We start from the raw sequence: 15,102 nt of genomic DNA, 5'->3' as shown, positions 1-15,102 counted from the left end.
ATTCGTCTGACTTTAAGGGGGAAATTAAAAGGAGACGGATCAGTTTCAACATGCCCACTCGAAATGTGCGTTACTGGATGAATCGGGCCAAGACGCCTGAGGGCTTCCGTTTCCGTCGTCTTCTAGAAGGGGAATCCTTGCTGGTTGTGGACAACAAACTCATGGTGGAACTGCCTGAATCGCTGGCTCGCGAAGAAATTGTGGCCCAGATGGTGCAATCGATTTTTGGCGAGGGTTGTACCTTGCCGATTCCCAAGACTGTGGCAGGGAACATCAAGGTTTCGCTGAAAGTGGATTCTTCCAGCGTAAAGTGGGTGTTTAGCGGCCGCGTGGTGACCGTGACTTTTGATTCCTCGGTTTCGCTAAATCAGGCTGTTTCCAGATTGAACTCCGATGAACTGGATCGCGGCCTTAAGATTAGTTCCAATGAATTGTTCGAGGCGGGATCGTCTTCGCGGGTGCTGTACGAGGTGATTGTAAATCCGGATGGGATTGAATGTATTTGTACCAAATCCGGTTATTACATCATCACTAAGTCTACCGATGAAGCGATACTTCGTCGCAAGTTCTTTCTGATGTATGGTAGAAGGTGTTTTGGTTCCATGGAGGTACTCTACAATTACGCACAGTACTTTAAGTACGGCAAATCCACCACGGATCAAAGGGGTGTTTTTGAAGGCCTGAAAAGACGCCAGACTGTGGGTTGGCTACAGAACAAAAATTACTATGAGGTAAAACAGCGGGTAAAGAGTGACCAGACATTGGGCGATATGTGCAGGTATGTCAAGTCCCTTGATGGAGCGCTAGCACAGTGCCAGAAAGCTTTTGATTCGGGAGAATGCTATGGATCCGAAATGCGCTTTGCCACAACCCATGGCTATGTTGAAATTTCCTTAGAAAATAATCCTGATTTAAATGATCGGGATTACTTGCACGAAGGTCTAGAAACATTGCGCAAACGGGTTTCCCAGATGTTGAAATTTCTTGAAGAGGATCTGGCTCCCTCTGTACCGAAAGCAACACTTCTAGAGAATGCACTGCTGAATTACGCCTTTACGAAGGTGTGCGCCGATCCCTTCCTGTATACAGATTTCTCTGGGGATTATCAGGTGGATTACCATGAGTTTGCAGAAGGATTGATTTAGGGGTGATTATGAGGTTGTTCTGTGTTGTGATGCTCTGTGCCGTATGGGTCTGGGCGGAGGGGGCTGAAACCGTACGCGGGGTGGAATTCTCCGACTTGCTCAAGGAAATCGCCCTCCCTAAAAGTTGCCGCTGCACCGTACACGACGAACGCTTTTTGGCGGAGCCCGGCACCTTCGTGGACTGGGAAACCGACGGTGTGTCCGAGGTGCCTTCGAGCAGTATCGTTTCGGGGCTTGGAGGCCTTGGTCGCATAGGCTCGCTTTACATCCGCTTCGACGGAAAATCCATGACCAAGGTATTGCACAAGGTGGTGGAAGAAGTCCCCTGGGGGATCTCCTGGTCGGGAACTTTTCACCTTGTATACGGAATCTACCTGTCTGCGGCAGTATCTTCTAGGGATTACGTCAGCATCGTGAATTACATCGAAAAGAAAAAGTGGGGCAAGGTCATCAAGATTCCCGAAGTCTCGGGAGAAGAGTGCAACTCCACCTGGGTCGAGATCAGGATCCCCGGTTATAGGACCATGTGGATGAACGACCTTGAGGATTTTGGGAATAGTTGCGGGTCGGTACATCTAACCTTTGTATTCGAAAAGCCGGATGAGAGTCGCGCCTGCCGCCTGTTCGAGGGGTGATTTTCGTCTAGGGGTGTTGTAAAACTTTACAATCCTTTTTTCGCTAAAACCCTAAACACGTCCTTTTTTTGGGGTTATCATTAAGGGCATGAAAAAGAAATTGACCTCTCTCTCTCTTGGCCTGTTGCTGGGTGCCTCTGCAGCCTTTGCAGCAGAAACGATTTACACTGCTCCGTCTTTCTTCGATGAAAACGGTGGCTACTTCGGTCCCGACTGCGACCAGACCAACTATTCTGGCGCATACTACACCGGCGACTACACCAGCCCCTTCAAGACTTTCTTGGGCAAGACCGATGCTGAAATCCAGGAAAAGATGGATCAGCTTTGGAACCATTACTTCAAGGGCGACAACAACTCCAAGGTCTACTACGATAACGGCAACGAAGCCTACATCAAGGATATCAACAATAACGATGTCCGTTCCGAAGGCATGTCCTACGGTATGATGATCGCCGTTCAGACCAACCACAAGGAAGAATTCGACAAGCTCTGGAACTGGGCCAAGAATCACATGTGGCACAAGTCTGGCGACTGGGACGGCTACTTTGCATGGAAGCGTGGCGACAACGGCCAGGGCGGCGACGACAACTGCGCACCCGATGGCGAAATGTACTTCATGATGTCCTTGCTCTTCGCTGCAAACCGCTGGGGCGATAGCCAGTACATGGACGACGCCCAGTACATCTTGGACAAGATGTGGAGCAACTATAACCATCAGCTGTTCAACACCTCTTCCTACATCATTACCTTCCAGCCCACTAACGGTAACAATACCTGGTCCGACCCGTCTTACGACCTGCCGGCCTACGTAGACCTTTTCGCTCGCTGGTCCAAGACTCATACCGACAAGTGGACTGCCGCTACTAAGGCAACCCGCGATCACCTTTACAAGTCCTCCAACACCTCCTCCGGCTTGTTCTCTGACTACAATAACTTCGATGGTACTCCCCACGCCGTTAGCTTCAATAACGACGCTACCAGGTATATGTACGACGCCATGCGTTGCGCTATGAACTTCGGTATGGACTACTACCTGTTCGGTTCCGACGCAAAGCGCGAAGAAGAAATGGCAAAGCGCATTATCGACTTCTTCGAAAAGGACGGTTACCAGCACGCCCGTTTCAACTGGGATGGTTCCAATCCCTCTGAATCCTACACCCTGGGCGAAACCGGTGCCAACGCTGTTGCCGCCATGGCATTGGCCAACAATCCGTCTTACGAAAAGGCTATCAAGACCAACCTGGAAAAGGCTTGGAACGCAAGCTTGATGACCGGTCAGTACCGCTACTACGATGGTCTGGTTCACTACCTCTCCATGCTCCACCTGTCTGGCACTTTCAAGATTTGGAAGCCCAAGCCCACCGTGGAAAAGAAGACTGTTGAAGGTACCGAATACAATGGCGTTACCTATGACAAGGAAACCACCATCAACGCATTTGAAGGCTGCAAGCTTTACGAAGTCACCATTACCGGCAAGCAGAGCGCTCCTGTCGTCGACGCTGCCATTGCGATTACTTCTGTCAAGGCTATGAACGCCGCCCGCGTATGGTCTACCAATAGCGCCATCGTTATCGAAAACGTTGCCGCAGGCACCAACTTCTCCGTGACCGACATGAACGGCCGAGTCATGATGAAGTCCAAGGTCAGCTCCGCTTCCCATGAAATCCCCATGAGCAACAAGGGTGCTTTCCTGGTGATGGTCGGTAACAAGACCTTCAAGGTAATCAAGTAAGTGTAGATCCGCCGACGCCCGCGCATCGGTACGACATTTGCATGGCCTCCCTTTTACGGGGAGGCTTTTTTCATTCTATATTTGGATCATCTGGTTTGTGTCTTATGAGTGATATGGTAAAGACCGGGATCCTGGCTGTTGAGGACCCTTATTACATTGAGAAGAATATTGTTCCTATGAACGACAGGGGCATTTTGCGCCCGCTGCCATTGACTGAAGATGATGCTCCGTTCCTCAAACCTTTTGTAAAAAAAGAACGCTTTGACAGGTACGTTTCTTTTTTGTTTGACTGCGGAAATGTGAGCGGCAGACTTGTTTTAGAAAAGAGGGACTATAGTCACCTGCTTACTGCATTTTCTGTAAAGTTCTTCCCCAGAGATGAAAAATATACCGATGATGATTTGTACAGGACCTGCAATTTGCTTTCTCAAAAATTGCATGCCTATGTGCAGGTCAAACTTTCTACCAAGAAGTTGCTCAGTTTTACCAAGGGTGTGGAATTGAAGTCCAAGACTCCGAAAAAGCAGGATTTTACGTTCCACAAGTTATATGAACACGCTGCCAGATCTGCTGAAGAACCTCTACAGAAATTTGTGGATGGACAGTTCGATTATTGGCTCGCCTGCGCCGAAAACGAGGCGGCAGAGACCGCTGCTGTATTTGACGTGTAATTGAGACTTCTAAAGTCTGTCGTTCGTTACCTGAATAGAACTTTTGCATAAAAGTATTTGACAAGTCAGCATCAAGATCCGATAACTGTTATGAAGATGTAACAGAGAAAAGGAGCCGAGGTGCTGTTTAACTTTAAAATGCCTGTGCTGTTCATCTACTATTTTGGTATGGCCTGTTTTGGGTACGAAGGTGTTTTGGTTCTGTTGCGTTATAAGTTGTTTTTCTTTGGAATTCTTCCTTTTCGTCTGAACTTGACTAGTGACTATTCAGTGTTGCTTATTACGTCCTTGAGTTTCTTGGTCTTGCATTTTATTTTTTTTGTTCGAAAATTGAAAAAACGTGAGTGATGTGCGTTTTTACGTGATTTTTATCATGCGATTTTTCCTGAGACAATATTTTATTCTTGTAGGCCTTTGAATAAAAGAATCTCTATCTAAATTTTGTTCGCATTTTCACAATGCGTAGGGTTACAAAGAGGAAAACGATGAAAAAACTTACTGCCGTTCTGGCTGTAGGTGTAGTTGCCGCTAGTGCCTACGCTTCTGCAGAAAATACAGTCACCCTTAAGCGAGATGTTCTCGGTCGTGCCATTGGCGCAGATCAGAAGCAGCCCGTCCTTCTCAAGAACGCTACCGTTCAGAAGACTGCCGAACCCCTGGCAGCAACTTCTACAAGCAAAGTATACTCTTCCATGAAGGATGTGTACAAGGACAATCCGTTCAACGATGGTAGCGACAATATCGAAACCGTCTATGGCGCATTTGTTTCTAAGGGTATGCTTGCTCGTCCGGGTTATAGCGAACAGTATTACCTGTACGATAAGGGTAATGCCGTGAGCAAGAAGTCTTACGAATCTGACGTAAATTCCATCGAACAGCGTTACCGTTCTTACTATCGTAATTACGTGGCTCCCAAGGTTGCTATTCCTAGCTCCTTTACCCTGTATCCTCCTGCTCCGACCTATAGTGTTCGTGCCTCTAATACTGCTCCGTACGGCAGCGAGTATTATGGTTACCATTATGGTTATTACCTTAATATTGAACATGCTCACGCAAATACCGGTGTCGGACTATACGCTCACAATAATGCCGCCTATGGTTATAATGCAAATGTTTTTGCTTTTGACAAGGGCAATACTTATAGCGGTCTTCAGAATAAGATGAATGGTTATACTTGCTCTAAATCCTCTTCTCACGATGCTGAAACTAGGATTAGGACCACTCGTCGTGCCGGAACGGTTTCTCATGTCGCTCCCGAAGCACTTGTCTACGTTTATGATGAAGGTTGCTACGAAGATCAGAAGAGATTTGCAGTTCTTCCCGAAAATCCAGAAAACAAGAATCTTGCTGTTGGTCTTATGAATGCATCTGCTTATAAGAATAACACTGGAAATCTTAATATCTATGGTGAAGAGTCCGCTATTCTGGATGACTACATCTACTACAACCGTGTGGTAGGCGTTGCTCCGATGGAAATGGCAAATAATAATGCTGCCGCCTTGAATGCGATTACGGTTGGTGCAATCAAACCTATGCAAAAAAAGGTGTTTTACCCATCGATTTCCAATCCGACGTTCTCTGCTTCGGGTACCAATTTTATCAAGCCTGAAATTTCTGGTTACGGATATTTGTACATAGATCAAGACAAGACCTATGATATTTATTCGGGCAATACTAATCTTAGCGTTGGTGATCCGTATGTTCCGACTGCTTATGGATCTGAAGTTGCTGCTGCTTATACCGCAGGCCTGGTTTCTGACTTGATTTCCTTGAATTCCTTCTATAGGTGGCATCCGGAAGTGGTTAAGGCTCTGTTGCTGACTACTGCCACTGACGCTTCCGACGCTAATATAATTAAGTATGCCTACGAAAAGGATTGTCGTGTTTCCAACGATGCCGGTGACATTGGCATGGGTCTCCCCCAGTTCGATGAAATGATTACCAACAACCGTTCCCGTTACTGGATGGGTAAGAACTCCAGCCACTTCAGCAACTCCAACACTATCGAATTTACCGAATCTGGTATCACTAAGGGCAGACGTTATCGTATTGCTATCGCCTGGCTCATGCGCGGTGATAACATGATCAGCAGGAACACTGTTCATCAGGATATTGACCTCAAGGTCATTACCAAGGATGAAATGGGTAATCGTGTGGAATATAAAAGCGAATCTAGCATGAATGGCTATGAAATGGTTGACTTCGAGGCTAAGTCTTCCGATGACATCCAGATCGTCATTAAGCGTTACCGCAACGACGGTGGCCGCGTGCTTCTCGGTTATAACCTCCATGAATCCTGGTAATTTGGCTTTACTCCTTAGCTAAAAAAGAAAAATCGTTCGACTTTCGGGTTGAACGATTTTTTTTGCTTACAAATGTGCTATATTCCTGTTCGATATCTTTTGGGTAGTCGTTAAATAGGAGGATTTCCCATGAAGTTTGTGAAGTCTGCAGCGATTGCTGCATGCGGCCTTGCCATGTTTGGTTTGGCTGGTGTTTTTACAGGATGCTCTGATTCCGATTCCAGTTCCGACGCAGTTGCCGCTGGCTCTAGCGACGTGCAGAGCTTTGATGTTGCTAGCTGTAACTCTGACATTGATGCGGGTTCGGTCTATGCACTGGAACAAAACAAGGAAGGCCTGGTTGAATATTTCAAGGCTCTGAGCGATGGTGATTTGCAGGGGGCCCAGCAGAAGGGTGCCTCTGTCAAGAGTTCCTACGGCAACATTCTTGCAGGCAATCCTGCAAACTGTGAAGCCCAGGTGGGTTACGCCCTTGCCTCTATCGCCAACATTGTCAATAACGATGGCTTGAAGGCCTTGATCGATACCTTGAGGGGCAATGGTACCATCGAGACTGGCGACAATTATAGCCTCTACAAGATTTCTAGTGAACAGACTGCTCAGGTGGTGGTGGGTTCCCGCGCCCTGGCTAAGGAAGCCTCTGGCAAGTCCGTAATCGTGCGCGTGCAGGATGCCATCGGCGAAAACCTGCTGCCTGTAACGGATACCGCCATTACCTACCTGACCAACGTGGTTCGCAATGGTAACGTGACGATTCAGTATAACGGTGGCAGCCGCCCCGTGGAACTTGACAATGGTGAATTCGCCCCGGCCCTCGGCGCCCTCTACTTGATGCGAGCCTTGTTGGTTGGCGTGGCCAGTGTCAATGTGGACATTACCGAAAACGGATCCTTCCGTTGGATTGAGACCCTGGATTCCATGGACATCTCCAACTACAAGACCAATCCCGGTGTCAAGAAGTTGCTGAGCCTTATGGATGCAGACAACAGCTTTGGAACCATCAAGGATAACTGGGCCGAAGCTTATGGAGCGATCCCCAATATGCTGGATAGCGCCATTACCTATGTGCAGCTTGGCTTGCAGTATGGCATTAACGAAGCCGCCAACGGTCTTGCCACCCAGATGAATGATGTCTATGTGGTGGGCAATGACGAAGATGCCGATGTCAGCGTGTCTGACTTGCAGATGGTTATTGATTCCTTGAACTTCTTCAAGAATGCTCTCCATGGCGACATGGAATTCAAACTGGGCGAACGCAGCATTGTCGTGAACCTGGGCAAGTTCTTCAAGATTACCAACTTCAAGAAGTATCTGCCTTACTACAAGATTGTGGATCCGGCTGACTGGTATAAGGATCTTCCTGGCAGCTTCTGGGAAGAAGGCTTGGATGGAAATTCCTTTGGTGCCTCTGAATTGGAATTTATGGCTGAAAACAATGTTGCCTCTACTTCTGGCCCGATCGATAGTCGTTCCGCTTATATTGTGGACAAGAAATATTACTTTGACGATGAAGCTGCCGATGGCCTTATGGTTATGGTCTATGGCTATTTAGGGTCTTACACCTATGCTGATGCCGCCTATGATGTGGTGGCAAACGGCTGCGACGTAACCCTCAGCCTGATGGATTACTACGTGCCCTCTTACTACGAGATGAAGGACAGCCTGATCCTGAAAAAGTACGCATATACCATCAGTCCGGAATTCTGCAAGGTGGAAGACGGCGTGGTCAAGTTCTTGAAGACTCGTGGAAGTACGCGGCCCAATATGTTCTACTTTACCGATGCCAAGGGAAACAAGACTGCTTCTGTGATTGAACTGGACAATTTCGACTCCGTAGAAGAACTGAAACAGGTAATCATCTTCCCCGATGTAACTTTTGGCGGTGTGTTCCCCAAGATGACCACGGATGAATTGTGGGACTGGGTCGGAGCATTCATGGAAGACGATGATTACGACGATGATGATTACTACTATGACTATTATCAGAGCGGCTATGATGAATCCTACGGTTACGACTACGATTACGACTATTAATCGTGAGTAAGATTCTCGCCATTTGCCTAATGGCCGTAAGCCTCGCCTGCAGTGCAGAAATTGCCTGCAGCGGGCTTTTTTTGTCTAACCGGGATTCGGTACATGTTGGATCCCATACCTTTTTTGGCGGCATTGACTATCTTCAGCTGGAATTTCAGTGGATAGAAGGTTGGGATTTGGATGTCGGGTGGAATACCGCAAACTTTATGGCCGGGTTCCAGAGCGAGTTCGACCATGTGCTGCTGGGTGCCAGTTTCAAGGGGATTTCCCTTGGGGTGGGCCGTATGGTCTGGACCCCGGAAGAGGGGACGGGACTGCCTGTAATTGATGCGGGCTGGGAATCGTCCCTGTTGCAGAAGGACGCATGGGCCGAAGTCGAATTCGGCGGATATCGTCTGAGAGGTTCCCTGGGGAACGTCAGCAGCAGTCCGGTGAACCGCGACGAAGAATACTACATCAGGGATTCCCTTGGCGTCTGGATTCTGGGCGCTGGGTTCGGCCTCGATCGGCTCGGTGCGGAGTTGAACTACACTTACGTCACCGCAGATTTGTTCATGCAGGGAATTCGCTCCCAGGACGGTAATCGCAAAAGGTTCCTTTATTTGCCATTCTCGGGTTCATTCCATCTGATTGATTTCGGGATTGACATAGGCCCCGTAAATGTTTCCGCCGCTGCCGCCCGCATGGAATTACATCTGACCAACTCGGGCAGCCGCTTCTACGAATCTCTGGCCCCTAACCGCGCCCTGCCCAATTCCGTACTGCAGGTGCTTTCGTTCAGCTTCTTGCAGAAGAATTTCAGAGAAACCGCTGACATGGAAATCTCTGCCGTCATGGTGGGTGCCGCTTACCGCAAACCTTTCGGGCTCGGTTCCGCAGGAGGTACCCGCAGCCTTACGCTGGAGCCTGTCGTTTCGGCGGATTTCTTTTACGCCGACGGTTCTATCGATGGCAAGCAAGTTGAAGAGACGACGGTACTTTTTGCTACAGCCTCCAAAGAAACGGCGTTCGGTCGCGAGGCCAGCTGTTTTGGAACTTTTGTCGGATTGGGCCTGAATCTTAAATGGTGGCGTCTGGCTCTTTCGCTACACGCTCGTCAGATTGTGCCCCTCTACATTGACGTGCAGAAGACCGCAGATGGCATGAACTCAGTAGAAGGCGGAGAAATTTCAGATCCTTCCGCAGGAGGAACTTCCGGCGGACCGTCCATTATCTCTGATGACAGCCGAGCCATTGCCCGCTTCGGAAACGGAATGTTCGTGACGGCGTCCCTTACATTCTCTATCTGATTGCCGTAGCGGTTTCTGAATGCAGAACTTCGCCAACCATCAGTCTGAAATTGAATGGTGAATTGTCACCACTAGCCAGAAAATTAGCGGCCTTTTTCGTAAACGACGAAAGCGAAGTGCTTGCTGTCGGGAGCCCAGGAATTCACGTTGATGGTTCCCTGCCCGCCAAAGAGTTTCAGGATAGTCTTGGGAGTGTCTAGGGTTCCGTTCTCGGATTTGTTGGCGCTCATCAGTCGCAGTTCCACCATCTTGTTAGGCACGTGTTCGCCGGGGCGAACATCAGTCTCGTGGTAGGCCACCATGACGATCTTCTGCAGATCTGGCGAGATGTGGGGGAACCATGTATTCCGATGTTCATCGAAAGTTAGCTGTTCCTGTTCCGAGCCATCCACCTTCATACGCCAGGCTTGCATGCGGCCAGTGCGCACGGAATTGAAGTAGATGTATTCGCCCTTGCAATCGTATTCGGGACCGTCGTTAAGGCCTCGGGCGGTTGTGAGCTGGGTTTCGTTTCCGCCTTCGGCAGGAATGGTGTAAATGTCGTATTCGCCGTTTCGTTCGGCACAGTAGGCCAGGTGCTTTCCGTCGGGGGTGATGCCGTGGAGGTAGCTGGGGGCCAGGGGAGTCACCAACTGCGGCATACGTCCGTCAAAGAAAATCTTGTAGATACGGGAAAGTCCGTCTTCCTTGGTGTGGTGGCTGACATAGAGGCCGCTACCATCGGGATCCAGCACATGATCGTTGTTGCAGTTGTTTACGTAGTAGCTGGGAACTTCTTCGATTTTGCCGGCGGCGAGGTTGCCGTCGCTATCGCGGATCAAGTCCATCTTGTAGATTCGTCCGTTGCTGTTGTAAGTCAGGTAAGTTCCGTCGGCACTCCAGTTGGGGGCCTCGATGACGAAGTCGAATCTTTTCAGCGAGGTGATGCGGCTGGTTTCAATGTCGAATACCTGCAGTATGGACTTGTCGCCATTGCGGTTCCAGGTGTCGCCCGGCGAAATTTCAAAGGGGTAGCTGACACCGAATCGTTCCCGCAGGGAATCCATCAGCTCCATCATTTCCATGGTCTTGTTCAGGGGCATTTTCGCGCATTCTCCCGCTTCGATGTCCTGAACAAGCAAACCTGCGTTTGTGTCATCCTGAGCAAGCGAAGCGCGTCGAAGGATCTGGCTGCATGCGAGGACTTCATATTCATAGCAATTGCAGAGGCATTCCGGTTTCACGCTTTCTACCAAGGCACCGGTGGCGTCATAAACCTGCAACTCTTCCATGTTGTTCAGGTTCACCACGCGGATACGGCCCTGGGTTCCGTAGATGGTTCCTTCGTTATGCCACGGTTCCGTAATGGATGTTTTCAGGTAGGCCTTCTTGCCGCTTCTGTAGGTAATGTTGATCCAGTCGGTGGCATCCACACCGGTGTCTGTCTTGATACAGCGGGCATCCAGATTAGCGATGGGTCCGCCCAGGAACAGGTCGGCGAAGGTCAGGCTGTAAATACCCAGGTCCAGCAATGCGCCGCCTGCAAGGGCGGGGTTCACCAGGCGTTCCACATGGGTCAGGGGCTGCGAGAAATCGGCCTCGACGCTTTGCACTTCACCGATGCGTCCTGCGGCAATCCACTGACGCACTGTCTGCACGGCTGGCAGGAATCGGGTCCACATGGCTTCGCAAAGGAAAACGCCCTTGTCGCGTGCCAGGGCGATGATTTCGGTGGCCTGCTTGGCGTTGGCACAGAATGCCTTTTCTATCAGCAGGTTCTTGCCGGCGTTGATGCACAGCTTGGCCTGTTCATAATGGTGGGAGTGGGGCGTGGCGATGTAGACCAAATCCACATCCTTGTCATTGACCAGTTCCTGATAGCTTCCATAAAATTTGTGGGCTCCGTGCTGGGAGGCGAAGGCCTGGGCCTTTTCCTTGTCCCTGGCGGCTACGGCGTAAAGTTCTACGCCCATGCCCTTGTTTTCTAAAGTCTTTACGGCCTTTGCCATCAAATCGGCGATATAGCCGCACCCAAGAATCCCAAATTTCATGTTTTCCATGTACAGAAATATACTTCGGCCCGGGGGCGGTCGGGTGGGTGGCGGTAGCAAAAACTGTTTACTTCTGTAAAAAGGGCTGTAGACAAAAAAAATCGCCTTTTTTCTAAAAAATTACAACTGACCGGCCCGATTTTTTTGTAGTTTATTCGTTATGAACTGGCTTAGGCAAAATATCTTGATGCTTTTGGTAAACGCGATTTTTGCGTTGTTCCTGAGCGTTAATGTCGGTGCCTATGTTTCAGATAAAGATGTGGGGACGTCTCAGGAAGTACTGCAAACCGGTATGGTCCATCAAGACGGAGCCGCTGCAATCCTTGACGCACAGGATGACACTCGAGGATTGCTTCCCCGCACTTCGATCAGGGGCGAACTTCTCAAGAGGCTAAGCTCCCGCAAACTTCAGGGTGGCCTTGGCAGACGAGCCCTGCTCAAGATTGCAGGCCCCTGGAGCGATTTGCTGCATGGTGCAGTTACGTCGGATGCAATCCATTTGCAGCAGGGGATTCCTCCTACCCGAACCTCTAACGTTTCTAAGGATTACTTTGTGTACACCTTAGAACGTATGCTCTGTTAATCTTTCTTTCTCAAAAAAAATTAGACGTTCATCGCGGTCACTAACCGCGGTTTTCGCGCTTGCCTTCCCGAGCGAGCGAACCCCCTTTTATCCACTCAAAAAAGAGAAAGAAAATGGAATTTATAAACAACATGGAACTGGCTTGTGGCCTGTTCAAGAATTCTCATATCCAGGTCAAGAAGGCTTTCTTCGGCCTAAAGAAAAACGTCATTTACACCCTGACCAACTCCATCGTGAGGGGCTCGTATATGGAATACGATTTTACCAACGGCAAGAAGGTGGCCATGCTCCTGGAAACGCCTTGGGAGTCCCTGGAGGCAGTCCTTGGCAAGGTGGGGCGGCCCGTTCCCGCCGACAACGGGATGTTCTGTCTTTCGATGTGCTACTCCCAGGATCGCAAGTTTGCCGCCATGCAACTTTGCCGGTATGTGAGTTTCGATTACGTTCCCACATGCGACATCCGTTTTGCGGAAGGCGACGAGGCTGAAATCCTCCTGCGGCCCTTTGTAAAGTAGATCGCTGCGGTTTAAAGCGGCCTAGAGTGTGGGGCGGCTGAAAAAGATTGGCCGCCCCTTTCGGTTTGTATTTATATTAATGTCAATGACCCCTCAATCTGTAAGAGTCTTATTTTTCTGTATTTTCATTTTGCTGCTGGTGCTGCAAAGTGCCTATGTGCCTATCCGCCATAGCGGCGTCCGGGCTCTGTTTGTACGTAGCGTGCTGGTGGCCATCACTTCCTGCCTTCTCTATATCGGAACCTATCCAGGCTTCTTTGGTGCTGATGGAATTTTTCTGACCCGGGCTTTCAATGGACTTTATTTTGCGGTGACGGCCTTGCTGCCCTGGATGTGGCTTGTCTACATGGTGAGACGCGTGTTCATTAAGCCAAGTCTTAGCACCTGGATTCGTATTTTGATTTCCTTGCCGGTGGCGTTCTTCGCGGTGGCTAGCGTTCTCTCTATTTGGAATGGCTGGGTCTTTTATGTGGATGCGGCCGATGGCTATATGCGCGGTCCCTTGTACTTGCCTTACGTGGCTATTCTTGGCGTTTACCTGCTTGTTCCCATGTTTGGCTGCTTGAGCAGGGCATTCAATAAGCGCTTCTATGTAGACCGCTCCATGTATCTTTCCCTGTCGTCCTTCGGCTTTTTTACCATTGTGGGCATGACGTTGGAAGTGTTCTTTCCGGATCTTCCCAGTTCTGCCATGGGCATGGCGCTGACCTTGTTGACCAACCATCTGTCGGATCAGCGTGGGCAGGTTTCTGCGGATCCCTTGACCAAGCTGAATAACAGGAACCAGTTTAACATTTATCTGGATCGTCTTATCCAGAATCCGCCTGTCGAAGGCAAGGCTTACTTGTTCGTGCTGGACATGGACAAGTTCAAGCATATCAACGATGACTTTGGCCACATGAAGGGTGACGAGGCCTTGCTCATTGTTTCCAATGTCCTCAAGAAAGTCTGTGGTCCGAAGGGGCATTTTATTTCCCGTTTTGGCGGCGACGAGTTTGTGGTGGTGGCCAAGTACAATGGCGAGCAGGAGTGCGATGGCCTTGTGCAGGAAATCAAGGATGCGCTGACGGCGGAGTCCGCTAACTTTGTTTGTCCCCTGTCCGTAAGCATCGGCTATGATGCGGTCAAGGAATCTGGCGAGACCATTCCCGATCTATTTGATCGTGCCGACAAAAAACTTTATAGAATCAAGAAGTCTCGCTAATGCAAATTTCAAACAACAAAACCTTACTAGGCCTTAAGGAATCGATTTTCTCCAATACGACGAAATCAGATGTTGATGGCGTCGAGCTGAAATTGAATTCCGAAGATGGCGATAAGATCAAGGAACTGCTGGAACTGCCTGACGAGACCATCTGTGAAATGGCTTCAAAGATGGATTGCCTGTCATCTGCAGAAGATGGAACGTATGAACTTTCCGTCTGCTATTCTCGGGACCGCAAGTTCGCTGCCCTGCAACTTGCAAAGTACATGGCCTTTAAATATAGGCCCGTGACAGGCGTCCGTTTCGTTGAAAATGAAACGGCAGAATCTCTCCTGAAGATTCTGCTGAAGTAAAGCTAAATCTGAAATTTAGCGCAGCCTTTTTTTATTTGAAATTATAGCAAGCCGTGCTGCCTGAGAATCTCGGCGTATGCGTCTCGTTCCTTGGCGTTTTTGTCGGCTTGGGCTTTCACTGCTTCTAGCTCTTGCTTATTCGCTGCAAGCTCCTGTTTGTTCGCAGCAAGTTCCTGTTTATTCGCGGCAAGCTCCTGTTTGTTCGCAGCAAGTTCTTGCCTGTTGGCTTCGATGGCCTGCTTTTGCTCTGCGATTTCCTCTTCCTGCTGTTTGATCAGCTCTTCGGTGTACTTGCGGGTAGAAATCGCATCCAGCCTACGGCGTTCTTCCATTTCCTGGCGGTAGGCTTCGATTTGCTCTGCACTGAATGCCATAAGATCCTCGTACACGTCTTCAAAAGGTTCAACCCGGGTGGGTTCCGCGATAAATTTACACAAATCCAGAAGGTTTTGCAAGTACTTGTTACCGTGTCCCGCATCCTCGCGGATTGCCTGCTCCAAGTAATTCAGCTGAATAATGCACCAGTGCATGGTGTCGAATTTGAACATGCGATTTTCCTGTGCGGAAATATCCAAATTCAGGAGCCAGGAGGTATGCGGGAAAATGCA

The 15,102-nt window shown here is 49.3% G+C and carries 12 protein-coding genes and 2 pseudogenes; 11 read left to right on the top strand and 3 right to left on the bottom strand.

Features of this window, described 5'->3' with window-relative positions; translation table 11 throughout:
- Positions 1-50 precede the first annotated feature (50 nt).
- The 7 genes from BUB94_RS08420 to BUB94_RS08385 all read left to right on the top strand — a co-directional run bounded on the left by BUB94_RS08420 (position 51) and on the right by BUB94_RS08385 (position 9,809).
- Entirely contained in the window at positions 51-1,145 is a 1,095-nt protein-coding gene (locus tag BUB94_RS08420) for a hypothetical protein (RefSeq protein WP_139260172.1), read from the top strand.
- Between the two features lie 8 nt (positions 1,146-1,153).
- Entirely contained in the window at positions 1,154-1,780 is a 627-nt protein-coding gene (locus tag BUB94_RS08415) for a hypothetical protein (RefSeq protein ID WP_073235944.1), read from the top strand.
- 88 nt (positions 1,781-1,868) lie between these two features.
- The gene (locus BUB94_RS08410; RefSeq protein ID WP_073235941.1) at positions 1,869-3,512 is read left to right on the top strand and encodes a glycosyl hydrolase family 8; all 1,644 of its coding nucleotides are present in this window, start codon (positions 1,869-1,871) and stop codon (positions 3,510-3,512) included.
- Between the two features lie 104 nt (positions 3,513-3,616).
- A complete protein-coding gene (locus BUB94_RS08405; RefSeq protein ID WP_139260171.1) occupies positions 3,617-4,183 on the top strand; it encodes a hypothetical protein in 567 nt (188 codons plus the stop codon).
- 485 nt (positions 4,184-4,668) lie between these two features.
- Positions 4,669-6,486: a S8 family serine peptidase gene (locus BUB94_RS08395; RefSeq protein WP_073235935.1), complete on the top strand. Its 1,818-nt coding sequence runs from the start codon at positions 4,669-4,671 to the stop codon at positions 6,484-6,486.
- 129 nt (positions 6,487-6,615) lie between these two features.
- Positions 6,616-8,520 carry a hypothetical protein gene (locus BUB94_RS08390; protein WP_073235932.1) on the top strand — a complete coding sequence of 635 codons (1,905 nt, stop codon included), beginning with the start codon at positions 6,616-6,618 and terminating at the stop codon, positions 8,518-8,520.
- 2 nt (positions 8,521-8,522) lie between these two features.
- Positions 8,523-9,809, top strand: coding sequence for a hypothetical protein (locus BUB94_RS08385; protein ID WP_139259216.1), 1,287 nt, complete (start codon positions 8,523-8,525; stop codon positions 9,807-9,809).
- A gap of 83 nt (positions 9,810-9,892) precedes the next feature.
- Here the strand turns inward: BUB94_RS08385 and BUB94_RS17495 are convergent, their stop codons facing one another.
- Together BUB94_RS17495 and BUB94_RS17490 are read right to left on the bottom strand one after the other, a co-directional pair.
- Positions 9,893-10,810, bottom strand: a complete 918-nt coding sequence (locus tag BUB94_RS17495) for a TolB family protein (protein ID WP_371328337.1) — start codon at positions 10,808-10,810, stop codon at positions 9,893-9,895.
- Between the two features lie 300 nt (positions 10,811-11,110).
- Positions 11,111-11,839: pseudogene (locus tag BUB94_RS17490) on the bottom strand (Gfo/Idh/MocA family protein); the annotation flags it as partial.
- A 160-nt stretch (positions 11,840-11,999) separates the two neighbouring features.
- Here BUB94_RS17490 and BUB94_RS08375 point away from each other — a divergent pair.
- The 4 genes from BUB94_RS08375 to BUB94_RS08360 all read left to right on the top strand — a co-directional run bounded on the left by BUB94_RS08375 (position 12,000) and on the right by BUB94_RS08360 (position 14,494).
- The gene (locus BUB94_RS08375) at positions 12,000-12,422 is read left to right on the top strand and encodes a hypothetical protein (RefSeq protein ID WP_139258380.1); all 423 of its coding nucleotides are present in this window, start codon (positions 12,000-12,002) and stop codon (positions 12,420-12,422) included.
- Positions 12,423-12,535: 113 nt separating this feature from the next.
- Entirely contained in the window at positions 12,536-12,937 is a 402-nt protein-coding gene (locus BUB94_RS08370) for a hypothetical protein (RefSeq protein WP_073235924.1), read from the top strand.
- Between the two features lie 85 nt (positions 12,938-13,022).
- Positions 13,023-14,141, top strand: a complete 1,119-nt coding sequence (locus BUB94_RS08365; protein WP_175549697.1) for a GGDEF domain-containing protein — start codon at positions 13,023-13,025, stop codon at positions 14,139-14,141.
- Positions 14,141-14,494 (top strand): hypothetical protein, encoded by a 354-nt coding sequence (locus BUB94_RS08360; protein ID WP_073235919.1) that lies wholly within the window; start codon positions 14,141-14,143, stop codon positions 14,492-14,494. Before BUB94_RS08365 ends, BUB94_RS08360 begins: the two co-directional genes overlap by 1 nt.
- A gap of 41 nt (positions 14,495-14,535) precedes the next feature.
- Here the strand turns inward: BUB94_RS08360 and BUB94_RS16750 are convergent.
- A pseudogene (locus BUB94_RS16750) lies at positions 14,536-15,102 on the bottom strand (hypothetical protein); the annotation flags it as partial.

Origin of the sequence: Fibrobacter sp. UWH9, assembly GCF_900129715.1 — a bacterium.
In the GTDB taxonomy this organism is placed as follows: domain Bacteria; phylum Fibrobacterota; class Fibrobacteria; order Fibrobacterales; family Fibrobacteraceae; genus Fibrobacter.
The sequence above is the reverse complement of the archived record's forward strand: the minus strand, read 5'-3'. Positions and strand labels throughout refer to the sequence as shown.

Excerpts from the sequence above, each read along its gene's own strand:
- BUB94_RS08405 (WP_139260171.1), top strand. The coding sequence starts at position 3,617 with ATGAGTGATATGGTAAAGACCGGGATCCTGGCTGTTGAGGACCCTTAT.
- BUB94_RS08370 (WP_073235924.1), top strand. The coding sequence starts at position 12,536 with ATGGAATTTATAAACAACATGGAACTGGCTTGTGGCCTGTTCAAGAAT.
- BUB94_RS08410 (WP_073235941.1), top strand. The coding sequence starts at position 1,869 with ATGAAAAAGAAATTGACCTCTCTCTCTCTTGGCCTGTTGCTGGGTGCC.
- BUB94_RS08375 (WP_139258380.1), top strand. The coding sequence starts at position 12,000 with ATGAACTGGCTTAGGCAAAATATCTTGATGCTTTTGGTAAACGCGATT.
- BUB94_RS08360 (WP_073235919.1), top strand. The coding sequence starts at position 14,141 with ATGCAAATTTCAAACAACAAAACCTTACTAGGCCTTAAGGAATCGATT.
- BUB94_RS08395 (WP_073235935.1), top strand. The coding sequence starts at position 4,669 with ATGAAAAAACTTACTGCCGTTCTGGCTGTAGGTGTAGTTGCCGCTAGT.
- BUB94_RS08390 (WP_073235932.1), top strand. The coding sequence starts at position 6,616 with ATGAAGTTTGTGAAGTCTGCAGCGATTGCTGCATGCGGCCTTGCCATG.
- BUB94_RS08420 (WP_139260172.1), top strand. The coding sequence starts at position 51 with ATGCCCACTCGAAATGTGCGTTACTGGATGAATCGGGCCAAGACGCCT.
- BUB94_RS08415 (WP_073235944.1), top strand. The coding sequence starts at position 1,154 with ATGAGGTTGTTCTGTGTTGTGATGCTCTGTGCCGTATGGGTCTGGGCG.
- BUB94_RS08365 (WP_175549697.1), top strand. The coding sequence starts at position 13,023 with ATGACCCCTCAATCTGTAAGAGTCTTATTTTTCTGTATTTTCATTTTG.